General features: G+C 71.6%; 4 protein-coding genes. 2 read left to right on the top strand and 2 right to left on the bottom strand.

Features of this window, described 5'->3' with window-relative positions:
- Positions 1-292: 292 nt before the first annotated feature.
- The gene (locus ACPU2J_RS25710; protein WP_423834069.1) at positions 293-460 is read left to right on the top strand and encodes an acyl carrier protein; all 168 of its coding nucleotides are present in this window, start codon (positions 293-295) and stop codon (positions 458-460) included.
- A 149-nt stretch (positions 461-609) separates the two neighbouring features.
- On the opposite strand, the gene ACPU2J_RS25715 is transcribed toward ACPU2J_RS25710, so the two are convergent.
- Together ACPU2J_RS25715 and ACPU2J_RS25720 are read right to left on the bottom strand one after the other, a co-directional pair.
- Positions 610-1929 (bottom strand): cation:proton antiporter, encoded by a 1320-nt coding sequence (locus ACPU2J_RS25715; RefSeq protein ID WP_423834070.1) that lies wholly within the window; start codon positions 1927-1929, stop codon positions 610-612.
- Entirely contained in the window at positions 1926-2306 is a 381-nt protein-coding gene (locus tag ACPU2J_RS25720; protein ID WP_423834071.1) for a DUF6191 domain-containing protein, read from the bottom strand. Before ACPU2J_RS25720 ends, ACPU2J_RS25715 begins: the two co-directional genes overlap by 4 nt.
- Before the next feature lie 167 nt (positions 2307-2473).
- On the opposite strand from ACPU2J_RS25720, the gene ACPU2J_RS25725 reads away from it, so the two are divergent.
- Complete coding sequence (locus tag ACPU2J_RS25725; RefSeq protein ID WP_423834072.1) at positions 2474-13927, top strand: amino acid adenylation domain-containing protein; 11454 nt, start codon at positions 2474-2476, stop codon at positions 13925-13927.
- Positions 13928-14040 lie beyond the last annotated feature (113 nt).

Here is a 14040-nt window from a genome sequence, read left to right on the forward strand (position 1 = left end):
GCCTGGCAAACCCCGCGGGCGAGATGTTCAGGCTGTTTGTGAACGCGTCCGAGGGGCGGGTGGTCACCTTAGGTGCCGCAGGGATCGGGGCTCGTAAGCGAGGAGAGGGTCGACCTGCTGGTGCCGAGTAAGGGTGCGGGTAACGCCCAGAGGTGAGCTTCGTGTGGAGAAGCGCCCGGCGACGGCAGCATCGGCTGGACATTGGGGCCCGCCCGCCGGGCCTGTACAGGCCCGCGTGTCGCCCGACGGGAGGGGGCGCCGGGCGGTTTGAGGCAGCTGATGACGGGCCGAGATGGGCATGGACTCGGTGATGACGGTGGCGGCCGGTCGGCGCCTGGAGCGGCTGTTCCGGCTCACGCTGCCCGCGACCCTGCTGTGGAACCGGCCCACCGTGAGGGCGATCGCCGAGTACCTGGCCGAGTGCCTGGCACCGCGGGAGGCGGTGGGCGACAGGGGCTGAGGAGGCGCTGCCGGCCGCACCTCCTTCCCGACGGCGCACCGTGCCGGCCGTCCGGTTCACGGGGTGCGGGTGGTCCGTGTGGCCGGCCGACATTCGGGCCCGGCGACACGGGACCCTGGGGGTGCTGCCGAGCAGGACCCGGCAACCGCCTACTTCTCGGCCGCCGGGACCGTCTCACGGGCCGTTCCGGCTTCCGCGCGCTTCTCCGCGGGGGCGGAGGGTGCGGCCGGCGGTCCGCTCCTCCCGGCTGCCGGCAGGATCCGGGTCAGCAGCGGGCCGGTGAGCGCCGTGGTCGTCACTGCCATCACGACCATCAGCGAGTACAGCGTCCCGTCCAGCAGTCCCAGTTCCAGTCCCACCCCGAGGACGACCAGTTCGGTGAGGCCGCGGGTGTTCAGGAGGGCGCCGAGCGCGGCCGCGGGCCGTCTGCCGAAACCGCCGAGACGAGCCCCGAGGTAGGCGCCGAGGAGCTTCCCGGTCATGGCGACCACGAGGATGGCGGCCAAGGTGCCGAGGTCCCCGAAGTCCAGTCGGGAGAGGTCGACCTTGAGGCCGGCCATCACGAAGTACACGGGCAGCAGGAGCAGCCTGGACAGTGGTTCCATCCGCTGGAGTGCGCCGTCGCGCAGTGGGCCGGCGCCCTCCCGCGGCACGACGGCGCCGAACAGGAACGCTCCGAAGATGTAGTGCAGCCCCATCCACTCGGTGCAGGCCGACGACAGGAGGAGCCCGGCCAGCACCAGGACCAGGAGGTTCACGTCCTTGCCGGAGCCGGATTCCGTCCCCCGGATCCCCCTGCGCCTGCTCACTTCGCCCGCCTTGCGGAGCAGGGGCCGGACGACAGTGATCATCAGGACGGCGTACGGCACCAGCAGGGCGAGACGCCAGTCGAGGTCCGCCCCCGTGGCCAGTGCGGCCGCCACCGCCAGGAGGATCCAGACCAGCAGATCGGTGACGGCCGCGCACGTCAGGGCGGTCGTACCGACCCGGGTACGGGTCAGCCCGCGGTCGGCGATGATCCGAGCGAGTACGGGGAAGGCCGTCGCGGCCATGGCGACCGCGAAGAACAGGACGAACGCCGGGAGGGGGCCGTGGCCGTAGCGATCCGCCAGGAGCCATGCGAGCACGGCACCCAGACCGAGCGGCAGCACTGTCGAGAAGGTGGTCGCCCACAGGGTGACCCGGCCCCCTCCGCGCAGGACGCCGAGATCCATCTCCAAGCCGACGGCGAACATGAAGAGGGCGAGTCCCACACCGGCGAGCGCGCTCAGCAGCGGTCGAACCTCGGAAGGGAAGAGGACGCCCGCGAAGTGAGCGCCGAGCAGTGTGGGTCCCAGCAGGACACCGGCGACTATCTCGCCGATGACCGCCGGCTGGCCGCACGCCCGAGCGGCCGCCCCAAGAACGCGCGCCATGGCGATGATCAGGGCCAGGTCGAGGAGGAGGTAGAGCGTCTGCGACGGCGTCACCGGGGAGGACCCTCGTCGGCCTTCGACCGGTCGTCGTCGACCGCCCGGGGACTGGCGGTCCCGTCCTCGTTGGGCATGACGATGCTGGCGATGCCCTTGTCCAGGTCGATGCGTGTCCGCGGCGGGGCGCCGTCGCCCTCGTCGTCGCGGAGCACTTCCTGCAGTTGCTGCTGCTCCACCTCGACCAGCTTGTTCGCATTGAAGATCACGTTGAACTCGTCGAACGCGTGACCCGTCAAAGGGCGCCGAGCGTTGCTGCGCCGGGTGAGGATCGTGCGCCCCTTGAAGAAGCGGCGCAGGACCAGTTCCGTCCCACAGCATATGAACAGCAATAACGCGAGCCCCGGAAGAACGGCTTCGCTCCACATGGTTGACATCGGATCTGCCTCCTGCTGACGAGTCGAGGCTATCCAGTATCCGTGCCCGCTCCCGCAGGATTCGGTGTCCCGTTTCGTCCGGTGCCGTCTCGGACCTTGCACGGCGTGCCGGGCAGAGCAGAGCCTCCCATGGAGATTCAGCGCCTGCGCAGCCCGGAGGAGAACCCATGATCCCGCTCTCGCACGCACAGCAGCGACTGTGGTTCCTCCACCGGTTGGAAGGGCCCAATGCCACCTACAACATGCCTGCCGTGCTCCGGCTGACGGGTGCGCTCGACCGGGCGGCACTCGTTGCTGCGCTGCAGGACCTCGTCGACCGGCACGAGCCGCTGCGCACGGTCTTCGTCAGCCAGGACGACGTGCCCGGCCAGAAGATCCTGGCCCCGGGCGAGGCCCGGCTGGAGGCCTCCGTCACCGAGGTCGCGCCGGAGGAGCTGGACGGCGAACTAGCCGAGCTGGCGGCCGGAGCCTTCGACCTGGAGACGGAAATACCCATCCGGGCACGGCTGTTCGCCCTGTCCGAGCGCGAACATGTGCTGGCGCTGGTGATCCATCACATCGCCGCGGACGGCTGGTCGATGGCTCCCCTCGCCCGTGACCTCACCACCGCGTACGAAGCCCGCCGCACCGGACGGACGCCCGACTGGCCGGCGCTGCCGGTCCAGTACGCGGACTACACCCTGTGGCAGCAGGAGCTGCTCGGCGGCGAGGACGACCCGGAGTCCCTGATCAGTGAGCAGGTCGAATACTGGCGCAAGGCGCTGGCCGGGCTGCCGGACGAGCTGCGGCTCCCGGTGGACCGGCAGCGTCCCGGCGCGCCCGGCAACCAGGGCGGCAACGTCGCCTTCCAGGTGAGTGCGGAGCTGCACCGGAGGCTGTCCGACCTGGCCGCACGGTCGGACGCCAGCCTCTACATGGTGGTGCAGGCCGGGCTGGCCGCGCTGCTGAGCAGAATGGGCGCGGGCACCGACATCCCCCTCGGTTCGCCGATCGCCGGCCGCACCGACGAAGGGCTGGACGAACTGGTCGGCTTCTTCGTCAACACCCTGGTGATGCGCATCGACACCGCCGGCGTCCCCTCGTTCCGCGAACTCATCGCCAGGTCCCGGGAGACGGCGCTGGGCGCCTACGCGAACCAGGAGCTGCCCTTCGAGCGGCTGGTCGACATCCTCCGCCCTGACCGGAGCCTGGGCAGGCACCCGTTGTTCCAGGTGATGCTGGCGTTCCAGAACAACACCCTCCCGCAGCTGCGGCTGCCGGGGCTGGTCGTGGAGGGCGAGCAGCTGTACACCGCCACCTCCAAGTTCGACCTGGCGTTCAGCATGGGCGAGCAGTTCGACGACGAGGGCCGTCCCGCGGGCCTCGGCGGCACGATCGAGTACGCCACCGACCTGTTCGACCGGGAGAGCGTGGAGCGGCTCGGCGCACGCCTTGTCCGTGTCTTCGAGGCGATGGCCGACGACCCCGGCCTGCGGCCCGACGCCCTGGAGCTGCTGCTGCCGGGTGAGCGCGAGCAGGTGCTGGAGTCGTGGAACCGGACCGAACAGGAAGTCCCCGCCAGCGGGTTCGCCGAGCTCTTCCGCTCCCGTGCCGCAGCGGCCCCGGAAGCCACGGCGCTGGTGTCCGAGGAGACCACGCTGACCTACGGCGAGCTCGATGCCGAGGCGAACCGGCTGGCCCGGCTGCTGAGCGAGCGCGGTGCGGGCCCGGGACAGCTGGTGGCGCTGGCGCTGCCCCGGTCGGTGCAGCTCGTGACGGCGATGCTCGCCGTGGCCAAGGCCGGAGCCGCCTACCTCCCCGTCGACAGCGGATACCCGGCCGAGCGCATCGCGTACCTGCTCGAGGACTCCCGCCCGGTGCTGACGGTGACGACCGGAGCGCTGTCCGGGCGACTGCCGGCAGGCAGCCCGGTCCTCGTGCTCGACGACGAGCGCACCGTGTCCGAGCTGGACCGGTACGGCACGGAGGAGCTGCCGCAGAACCGGACGCTCGACAGCCCGCTGTACGTGATCTACACCTCGGGATCCACCGGGAAGCCGAAGGGCGTGGTGGTGACGGACGGCGGCGTGGCCAGCATGGCCCGCACCCAGCGCGAACGCCTGGGCGCGGGGCCGGACAGCCGGGTCCTGCAGTTCTCCTCACCGAGCTTCGACGTCGCGTTCTGGGACTGCTGCATGGCGCTGCTGAACGGCGGCACGCTGTTCCTGCGCTCGGCCGACCGGCTCATGCCCGGCCACGAGCTCGCCGAGTTCATCCGGGACCAGCGCCTCACGCACTTCACCATGCCGCCGTCCGTTCTCGCGGCGATGCCCGAGGGGGTGCTGCCGGCCGGCCTGACCGTGTCGGTGGCGGGCGAGGCATGCCCCGGCGCACTCGTCGGGCGGTGGGCGCCGGGCAACCGGATGTTCAACGCCTACGGCCCGACCGAGACGACGGTGATCGCCACCATGAGCGAGCAGCTGTCCGGCCCGGACGGCCCTCCGATCGGCAGGCCGGTGGACAACACCCGGGTCTACGTGCTCGACGAGGCCCTGCGCCCGGTGCCGCCGGGCGTGGTGGGAGACCTGTACGTGGCGGGCGCGAGCCTGGCCGCCGGCTATCTGCGCCGCCCGGCTCTGACCGCGGAGCGGTTCGTGGCCTGCCCGTTCGGCCGTAGCGGGGAGCGGATGTACCGCACCGGAGACCTTGCCCGGCTACGGGCGGACGGTCACGTCGACTACGTCGGCCGGGCTGATGCTCAGGTGAAGATCCGCGGTTTCCGGATCGAACCCGGTGAGGTCGAGGCCGTACTGACCCGGCACCCCGGGGTGCAGCAGGCCGCCGTGCTGGCACGGGAGGACCGCCCCGGGGACCGGCAGCTGGCCGCGTACCTCGTGGCTGCCGGGGACGGCGCCGACCTGGAGGAAGCGGCCGAGCGGCAGCAGCTCGGCAACTGGCAGGCCACCTACGACGCCCACCACGAGGGCCTGTCGGGCGGTCTCGGCGAGGACTTCTCCGGCTGGAACAGCAGTTACACCGGGCAGCCTATCCCGGTCGCGGAGATGCAGCGGTGGCGCGACGCGACCGTGGCGCGGGTACGGGAGCTCCGGCCCCGCCGGGTGCTGGAGATCGGAGTGGGCAGCGGTCTGCTCCTCGCGCCGCTGGCGCCCGACTGCGAGTCCTACTGGGGCACGGACATCTCCCAGGTCGTCATCGACCGGGTCCGCGCCCAGCTCGACGGCCGGCACGATTTGGAGGGCCGGGTCGAGCTGCGTGCACAGCCGGCCCACGACTTCGACGGACTGCCCACGGGGTTCTTCGACACCGTCGTCGTCAACTCCGTGATCCAGTACTTCCCCAGTGCCGACTACCTGACCGATGTGCTCACCCGGGCGCTCGACCTGGTCGTCCCGGGCGGCAACGTGTTCGTCGGCGATGTCCGCAACCTCCGGCTCCACCGCGCCCTGCGCACGTCCGTCGAACTGCTCGCCACCGACGCCACGGTCCGCGACGCCGCAGAGGTCCGCAGGACGGTCGACCTCGCCGTGGCGCGGGAGACGGAACTGCTCGTCGACCCGGACTACTTCGCCGGCCTGGCCGTGGCAGCGGACCTCGCGGTCAAGTCCGGCACGGACCGCAACGAGCTCACCGGCCACCGCTACGACGTGGTGCTGCGCACGGAGCCGCAGCCCGAGCCCACCGCCGTCAGGGAGCTCGTCTGGGGGCGCGACGCCGCCGATGCGGACACGTTGCGTGCGGCGCTGGCGGCCCGGCCGGACGGCCTGCGGGTCACGGGTGTTCCCAACCGCCGGATCGCCGGCGAGCTCACCGCCGCACGGGCACTCGAAGCCGGCGACCTGCAGGCCGCACAGGCCGCACTCGCGGCGGACGCGTCCGCGCTGCCGGAGCCGGAGGAGTTCGCAGTGCTGGGCGAGGAGGCCGGCTACCGGACCACCGTCACCTGGGCCGGCGCCGACCTCGACGGCGGCACACTCGAGGTGGCGTTCAGCGCACCCGGGCAGGCGCCGGTGGCCGGCTACCGCCCCGGTGCGCGCCCGGCCTCCGGTGGTCGCGTGTACACGAACGCCCCGGCCGCCGTGCTGGCCTCGGACGCGCTGGTCGAGTCCGTGCGTGAGCACCTGCGGCGCGTGGTGCCCGACTACTTGGTGCCGACCTCGTTCGTCGTGCTGGACCGCATGCCGCTGACCACGAACGGCAAGCTGGACCGGCGGGCGCTGCCGGCGCCCGCGATCCTCGGCAGTACCTCGGGCCGGAGCCCGCGCAACGAGCGCGAGACCATGCTGTGCCGGATCTTCGCCGAAGTCCTCGGACTGCCCAGGGTAGGCATCGACGACGGGTTCTTCGACCTCGGCGGCCACTCACTGCTGGCGACCCGGCTGGTCTCCCGGGTCCGCGACGCCCTCGGCGTCGACCTGGCCATCAGGGACCTGTTCGTGACGCCGACGGTGGCCGGACTCGGCCGCGTACTGGAGAAGGCCGCAGGGACCCGGCGTCGGCCGGTGGAGCGGCGGCGCCGCCCCGAGCACACGCCGCTCTCGCACGCGCAGCAGCGGCTGTGGTTCCTCAGCCGGCTCGAGGGCGGGAGCGCCACGTACAACATGCCGATCGCGGTGCGGCTCACCGGAGAGCTCGACCGTGCGGCACTGGCCGCGGCCGTCCAGGACGTGTCCGACCGGCACGAAGTGCTTCGCACCCGCTACCCCGACGTCGGGGGCGTCCCGCACCAGGACATCGTGTCCCCGGAGCAGGCCCGGGTCGAACTGAAGGTGACCGAGACCACCGACGCGGAACTGGCCGCACGGCTCGCAGACGCCTGTGCCCACGTGTTCGACCTGGCCGAGGAACTGCCCCTGCGAGCCGAACTGCTCGCCCTGTCCCAGCACGACCACGTGCTGGTACTGACGCTCCACCACATCGCCGGGGACGGCTGGTCCATGGGACCGCTGACCAGGGACCTCACGGACGCCTACGCCGCCCGCCTCGACGGCCGTCGGCCGCGGTGGGCGCCGTTGCCCGTGCAGTACGCGGACTACGCACTGTGGCAGCGCGAACTCCTCGGCCGCGAGGACGATCCGGACAGCCTGGTCGCCGAACAGATCTCTTACTGGCGCAGGGCCCTGGCCGATCTGCCCGAAGACCTGCGGCTGCCCGGAAGCCGACCGCGCGGTAAGAGCGGCGACTACCACGGGGCCACCCTGTCGTTCCGTATCGACGCGCGCACGCACAGCCGTTTGGCCGACCTGGCCGCGTCCTCCGGCACGAGCCTCCACATGGTCAGCCAGGCAGGGCTCGCCGCCCTCCTCACCAGGCTGGGCTGCGGCACCGACATCCCGCTCGGCACGCCCGTCGCCGGGCGCACCGACACCGCGCTCGACGACCTTGTCGGCGACTTCCTCAACACGCTCGTGCTGCGCACCGACACGGGCGGCAACCCCACCTGGCACGAGTTGCTCGACCGCATCAGCGAGACGAACCTGGGCGGCTACGCCAACCAGGACGTGCCGATCGAGCGCCTGGTCGAAATCCTCAACCCCGACCGCTCGGCAGGCCGGATGCCGCTGTTCCAGGTCCTGCTGTCGCTGCACGGAGTCCCGCCGGAGCCGGCGTTCCCCGGCCTGGCGGCCCAGGCCGAGCCGGTCGAGCGGATCGTACAGAACAAGTTCGACCTCGCCGTTCACCTGCGCGAGACCTTCACCCAGGACGGTTCCCCCGGCGGACTGGAGGGCATGGTCGAGTACTCGACCGACCTGTTCGACGCGGCTGACGTCGAGCTGCTGACCGGCCGCCTGGCACGGATGCTCGCCGCGATGGCCGCCGATCCCGGGGGGAGGATCGGCGCGGCCGACCTGCTCGAGGAGGCCGAGCAGGAGCAGGTCGTCCGAGGCTGGAACGAAACCGCGCACGACGTGCCGCGCACCACCCTGCCGGAGCTGTTCGCGGCGCAGGCGGCCCGGACCCCCGACCGCACGGCGGTGGTCTTCGAGGGCACCGAACTCACCTACGCCGAGCTGGACCTGCGGGCCGACCGGTTCGCACGGCTGCTCGCAGAGCACGGTGCCGGACCGGAGACCTGCGTGGCAGTGGTCCTCCCCCGCTCCGAAACCCTTGTCGTCACGCTGCTGGCGGTCCTCAAGACCGGTGCTGCGTACCTCCCGGTCGACCCCGGCTACCCCGCCGAGCGCATCCGGTACCTGCTCGACGACGCCCGCCCGGTGCTCACCCTCACCGAGGACCACCCGCTCCTCGGCGCCGAGCCGACGGGCGACGCGCCGGCGTCCGGCCCGGTCACTCGCCTCCCGGAGCATCCCGCGTACGTGATCTACACGTCGGGGTCCACCGGAGCGCCCAAGGGCGTGGTGGTGTCCCACGCGAGTATCGTCAACCGGCTGATGTGGATGCAGGACCGGTACGGGCTCGACGACACCGACCGGGTACTGCAGAAGACCCCCGCCGGATTCGACGTGTCGGTGTGGGAGTTCTTCTGGCCGCTGCTCACCGGCGCCACGCTGGTGGTGGCCAGGCCGGGCGGTCACCAGGACCCGGTGTACCTGGCCGACCTGATGCGCGAACAGCGCGTCACCACAGCGCACTTCGTGCCCTCGATGCTCGCGGTTTTCGTCGCGGAGCCCGCCGCGGTACGGCTGCCGGACCTCCGTCGGCTGATCAGCAGCGGCGAGGCGCTGCCGGCCGAGCTGGCCGAACGGGCCCGGACGACGATCGGCGCCACTGTGCACAACCTGTACGGGCCGACCGAGGCGGCGGTCGACGTGACCGCCTGGGAGTGCCGGAACGAGCCGGGCGCGGTCTCGGTGCCCATCGGCGGTCCGGTGTGGAACACCGCCCTGTACGTGCTCGACTCCACGCTGCGCCCGGTTCCGCCCGGGGTCGCCGGCGAGCTGTACATCGCCGGTGCCCAGCTGGCCCGCGGCTATCTGCACCGCCCCGGCCTGACCGCCGAGCGCTTCGTGGCCTGCCCCTTCGGCAGGGCCGGGGAGCGCATGTACCGCACGGGCGACGTGGCGGCCTGGCGGTCCGACGGGCAGCTGGAGTACCTCGGCCGCGCCGACGACCAGGTGAAGGTACGCGGATTCCGGGTCGAGCCCGCCGAGATCGAGGCCGCCCTGGCGCGTCACCACGGCGTCGGACACGCCGTCGTCGTGCCGCGCGCGGACGCGTCCGGCGACACCCGGCTCTTCGCCTACGTCGTCCCGGCGGGCCCGGACAGGCCCCTGCCGATGGACCTGCGCGACTTCCTCGGAGGCCTGCTGCCGGAGCATCTGGTCCCGGCTGCCTTCGTCGTCCTGGACGAACTGCCGCTGACCCCCAACGGGAAGCTGGACCGGCGGGCGCTGCCGGCCCCCGACCACGAAGGCCGCAAGGCCGGGCGCGGACCGCGCGACAAGCGCGAGGAGACACTCTGCCGGATCTTCGCGGACATTCTCGGCCTGCCGGAGGTGGGCATCGACGAAGGGTTCTTCGACCTCGGCGGCCACTCTCTGATGGCGACCCGGCTGATCTCCCTGGTCCGGGTCACGTTCGGTGTCGATCTGGCGATCCGTGACCTGTTCACCACGCAGACGGTGGCGGGGCTCGTGGAGATCCTCGACCGGTCCGGTGACAGTCGGCGGCCACCGGTCGTGCGAGGGCAGCGCCCGGAGCGGGTGCCGCTCTCCCACGCCCAGCAGCGGCTGTGGTTCCTCAACCGTCTGGAAGGCTCGAACGCCGCGTACAACCTGCCGATGGCAGCGCGGCTGACGGGCCCGCTGGACCATCGGGCGCTGGCCGCCGCCGTGGCCGACGTCACCGCGCGGCACGAGACGTTGCGCACGGTCTTCCCCGAGACCGACGGCGTACCCCACCAGCGGATCCTCACCCCGGCAGAGACGCGTCCGGACTTCGAGGTGGGCGAGGTCGACCGGGACCGGGTGGCCGAGGCGATCGCCGGGATCGCCGAACGGGACTTCGACCTGCGCACGGACCTGCCGCTGCGGGTCAGGGTGCTCACGGTGTCACCGACGGAGCACGTGCTCGTGCTGGTCCTCCACCACGTCGCCGGGGACGGATGGTCGTTGGTCCCGCTCGCCCGCGATCTGAGCGGTGCGTACACGGAACGCTGTGCCGGACGGACGCCGGAGTGGACCGAACTCCCCGTGCAGTACGTGGACTACGCGCTGTGGCAGCGCGATCTGCTCGGCCGTACGGACGATCCGGACAGTCTCGTCGGCGAGCAGGTCGCGTACTGGCGGCGGGCGCTGGCCGGGATTCCTGACGAGCTGCCACTGCCGACCGACCGGCAGCGGCCGAGGACCCCGAGCTACGCGGGTGGCAGCGTCGACTTCGGCTACGGGCCGGAGCTGCACGCCCGGATCAACAAACTTGCCGTCGACTGCAACGCGACGGCGTTCATGGTCGTCCAGACGGCGCTTGCCGCCCTGCTGACCCGGCTCGGAGCCGGCACCGACATTCCGGTCGGGTCGCCGATCGCCGGCCGCACCGACGAAGCCCTGGACGACCTCGTCGGATTCTTCGTCAATACGTTGGTGCTGCGCACCGACACGAGCGGCGATCCGACGTTCCGCGAGGTGATCGACCGGGTGCGGGAGGCCAACGTCAGCGCGTACGCCCACCAGGATCTCCCGTTCGAGTACCTGGTCGAGGCCGTCAACCCGGTCCGGTCCGCCGCCCGGCATCCGTTGTTCCAGGTGATGTTCGCCTTCCAGAACACCAGGGACACCGAGCTGCGGCTTCCGGAGCTGTCCGCGGAGCCGCTCGGAGTCGGCACCGACGCCACCATGTTCGACCTGTCGGTCCACCTCGAGGCCCGGTACCACGAGGACGGCCGGGAGGGGGGCGCCCGCGGCGCGCTGATCTACAGCAGCGATCTGTTCGACCGGGAGACCGTGGCGAGCATCGCCGATCGCCTGCTGCTGATGCTGGAGGCGATCACCAGGGACCCGGAGCAGTGGATCAGCCGGGTCGAGCTGCTCGACGCGTCCGAGCGGCGGAGGATCCTGAACGAGTGGAACGGTGCTGCCGCACCGGTTCCCTCGGCCACCCTGCCCGAGCTGTTCGCCGCGTCCGCCGCCCGTGACGGCGCCGCCACGGCGGTGCGCGCGGGGGACACGCGGCTGAGTTACGACGAGCTGCGCTCCTCCGCGAACAGGCTGGCGCGCATGCTGGTGGCCAACGGCTGCGGCCCTGAGCAGCGGGTCGCGCTGGCCCTGCCCAGGACCGCGCTGCTGCCGGTCGCGATGTGGGCGGTGTTGAATGCCGGTGCTGCGTATCTCCCGGTCGACCCCGGCCATCCCGCCGAGCGGGTGCGCCGCCTGGTCGAGGACGCCCGTCCGGTGCTGGCGGTGACGGACCGCGCCGGTGCGGCCGTTCTGCCCGACGGCCTGCCCCGTATCGTGCTCGACGACCCGGAGACCGAGGCCGCCCTCCGCGGACTCGACGACGGAGACCTCACCGACGCGGACCGGTCGGTTCCGCTGCACCCCGACAACGCCGCCTACGTGATCTACACCTCGGGCTCGACCGGGCGGCCCAAGGGAGTGGTGGTGGCGCACCGCGCCGTGGCGAACCTGTCGGTGTGGGCCGGAGAGACCTTCTCCGCCGACGTGTTCGCCGCCGCACTGGCCTCCACCTCGGTCACCTTCGACGTCTCGGTGTCGGACATGATCCTGCCGCTGCTGCACGGCGGCAGCATCGAGGTGGTGCGTGACGTGCTCGCCCTCGCAGACGGGGAGCGCCCCGAGGCGAGCCTGGTGTGCACGGCGCCGTCCGCGATGTCGGCCGCCCTCGCCGCCGGCGGACGGCTGCGGATCGGTACCGTGATCCTGGTGGGGGAAGCGGTCAGTCCGCGGCTGGTGCACGATCTGCGGGCCGCAGCGCCCGGCGTGCGGATCGCGAACCTGTACGGACCGACGGAGGCGTGCGTCTACGCCACCGAGTGGTACGACGACGGCAACGCCGCCGGAGTGGCACCGATAGGCCGGGCGCTCACCAACTACCGCACCTACGTGCTGGACCACGGCATGAATCCGGTGCCGGCCGGGGTCACCGGTGAGCTCTATCTCGCCGGGTCCGGTCTGGCGCGGGGCTACTTCGGGCGTCCCGGGATGACCGCCGAACGCTTCGTCGCCTGCCCGTTCGGCGATGCAGGGGAGCGCATGTACCGTACCGGCGACCTGGTCCGCTGGCGCTCCGACGGCCAGCTGGAGTTCGTCGGCCGCATCGACGACCAGGTCAAGATCCGCGGTCAGCGGGCGGAGCCTGGCGAGACCGAGGCGGTGCTCGCCCGGCACGACGGCGTTGCCCAGGTCGCGGTGATCCCGCTGCGAGACCAGCAGGGGGACACGGTGCTGGTGGCGTATGCCGTGGCGGCCGAAGGCCACGAGGCCGAGCCGGCCGAGCTGATCGACTTCGCGCGCCGTGAACTTCCGGGCCATCTGGTCCCCTCGGCGGTCGTACCGCTGGAGCGGCTGCCGCTGACGGCCAGCGGAAAGCTGGACCGGCGGATGCTGCCGGCGCCTGGGGCCGTACAGCCCACCGGCGGACGCGGGCCGCGCGATGGCCGGGAGCAGGCGCTGTGCGACCTGTTCGCCGAAGTGATCGGGGTGCCCGCCGTGGGTATCGACGACAGCTTCTTCGAGTTGGGCGGGCACTCGCTCCTCGCCACCCGGCTCGTGGCGAAGGTACGGGACCGGCTGGGCGTCGACCTCGCCGTGCGGACCCTGTTCGAAGCGCCGACCGTGGCGGGGCTGGCCGACCGGCTCGATGCGGGCGGCCCGGAACACTCCGGAGCGGACTCCCTCGACGTCCTGCTGCCGCTGCGTGCCGAAGGCAGCCGGCCTCCGCTGTTCTGTGTGCATCCGGCAACCGGGCTCGGTTGGGTGTACGCGGGCCTGCTGCACCACCTCGACAAGGATCAGCCGGTCTACACGATCCAGGCCCGCGGCCTGGACGGGCGGGGCGGGTACGCGGAGTCGGTCGGGGAGATGGCCGTCGACTACCTCGAGAGGATCCGCGAGGTACAGCCTCACGGCCCGTACCAGCTCATGGGCTGGTCGTCCGGCGGCGCGGTGTCCCACGCCATCGCCGGGCTGCTGCGTGACCAGGGGGAGCGTGTGCACCTGCTGGCCATGCTCGACACCACGCTCCCCGGGTCCGACTACACCGATCCGGACACCGACGTGATGTTCCAGGCTCTGCGTTACGTCGGCCTGGACCTGCCGCAAGCGGCCGGTGAAGGGCTCGACTTCGGCCGGGTGCACGCGTTCCTGCGTGAGATCGACCACCCGCTGGCCGGTCTGGGCGAGCGCAGCCTGGCCGCGCTCCCGGAGATCCTCGGCAGGCAGACGGCGATGCTGGGTGAGCCGTTCAGCCGTACGGTCGACACCGACCTGCTGTTCTTCACCGCGAAGCGCACCCATCCGAATGAGCCGGACTTCGCAATGACATGGCAGCCCCTGATCAGGGGCCGGATAACGGAGATCGAGATCGACTGCGAGCACAACCGGATGACGGAGCCGCAGGCGTTGGAGCAAATCGCTCCGGCCCTTCGGGCGAGGCTGCTGACACGGGCCGGTGAGGCGGACCACAGGGGGCCTGAGCATCCCTGACGTGTCGCCAACATCGCACATGCGAAAGACATTTGCGCACTGGTAGAGTTGTGTCGTCTGCTGCCGACGAGTCTGGACCGGCAGCGCCGGGGGAACTCGGGACGGTCGCAATA

The sequence above is a fragment of the Streptomyces manipurensis genome, from assembly GCF_049570255.1.
GTDB classification, from domain to species: Bacteria; Actinomycetota; Actinomycetes; order Streptomycetales; family Streptomycetaceae; genus Streptomyces; species Streptomyces manipurensis.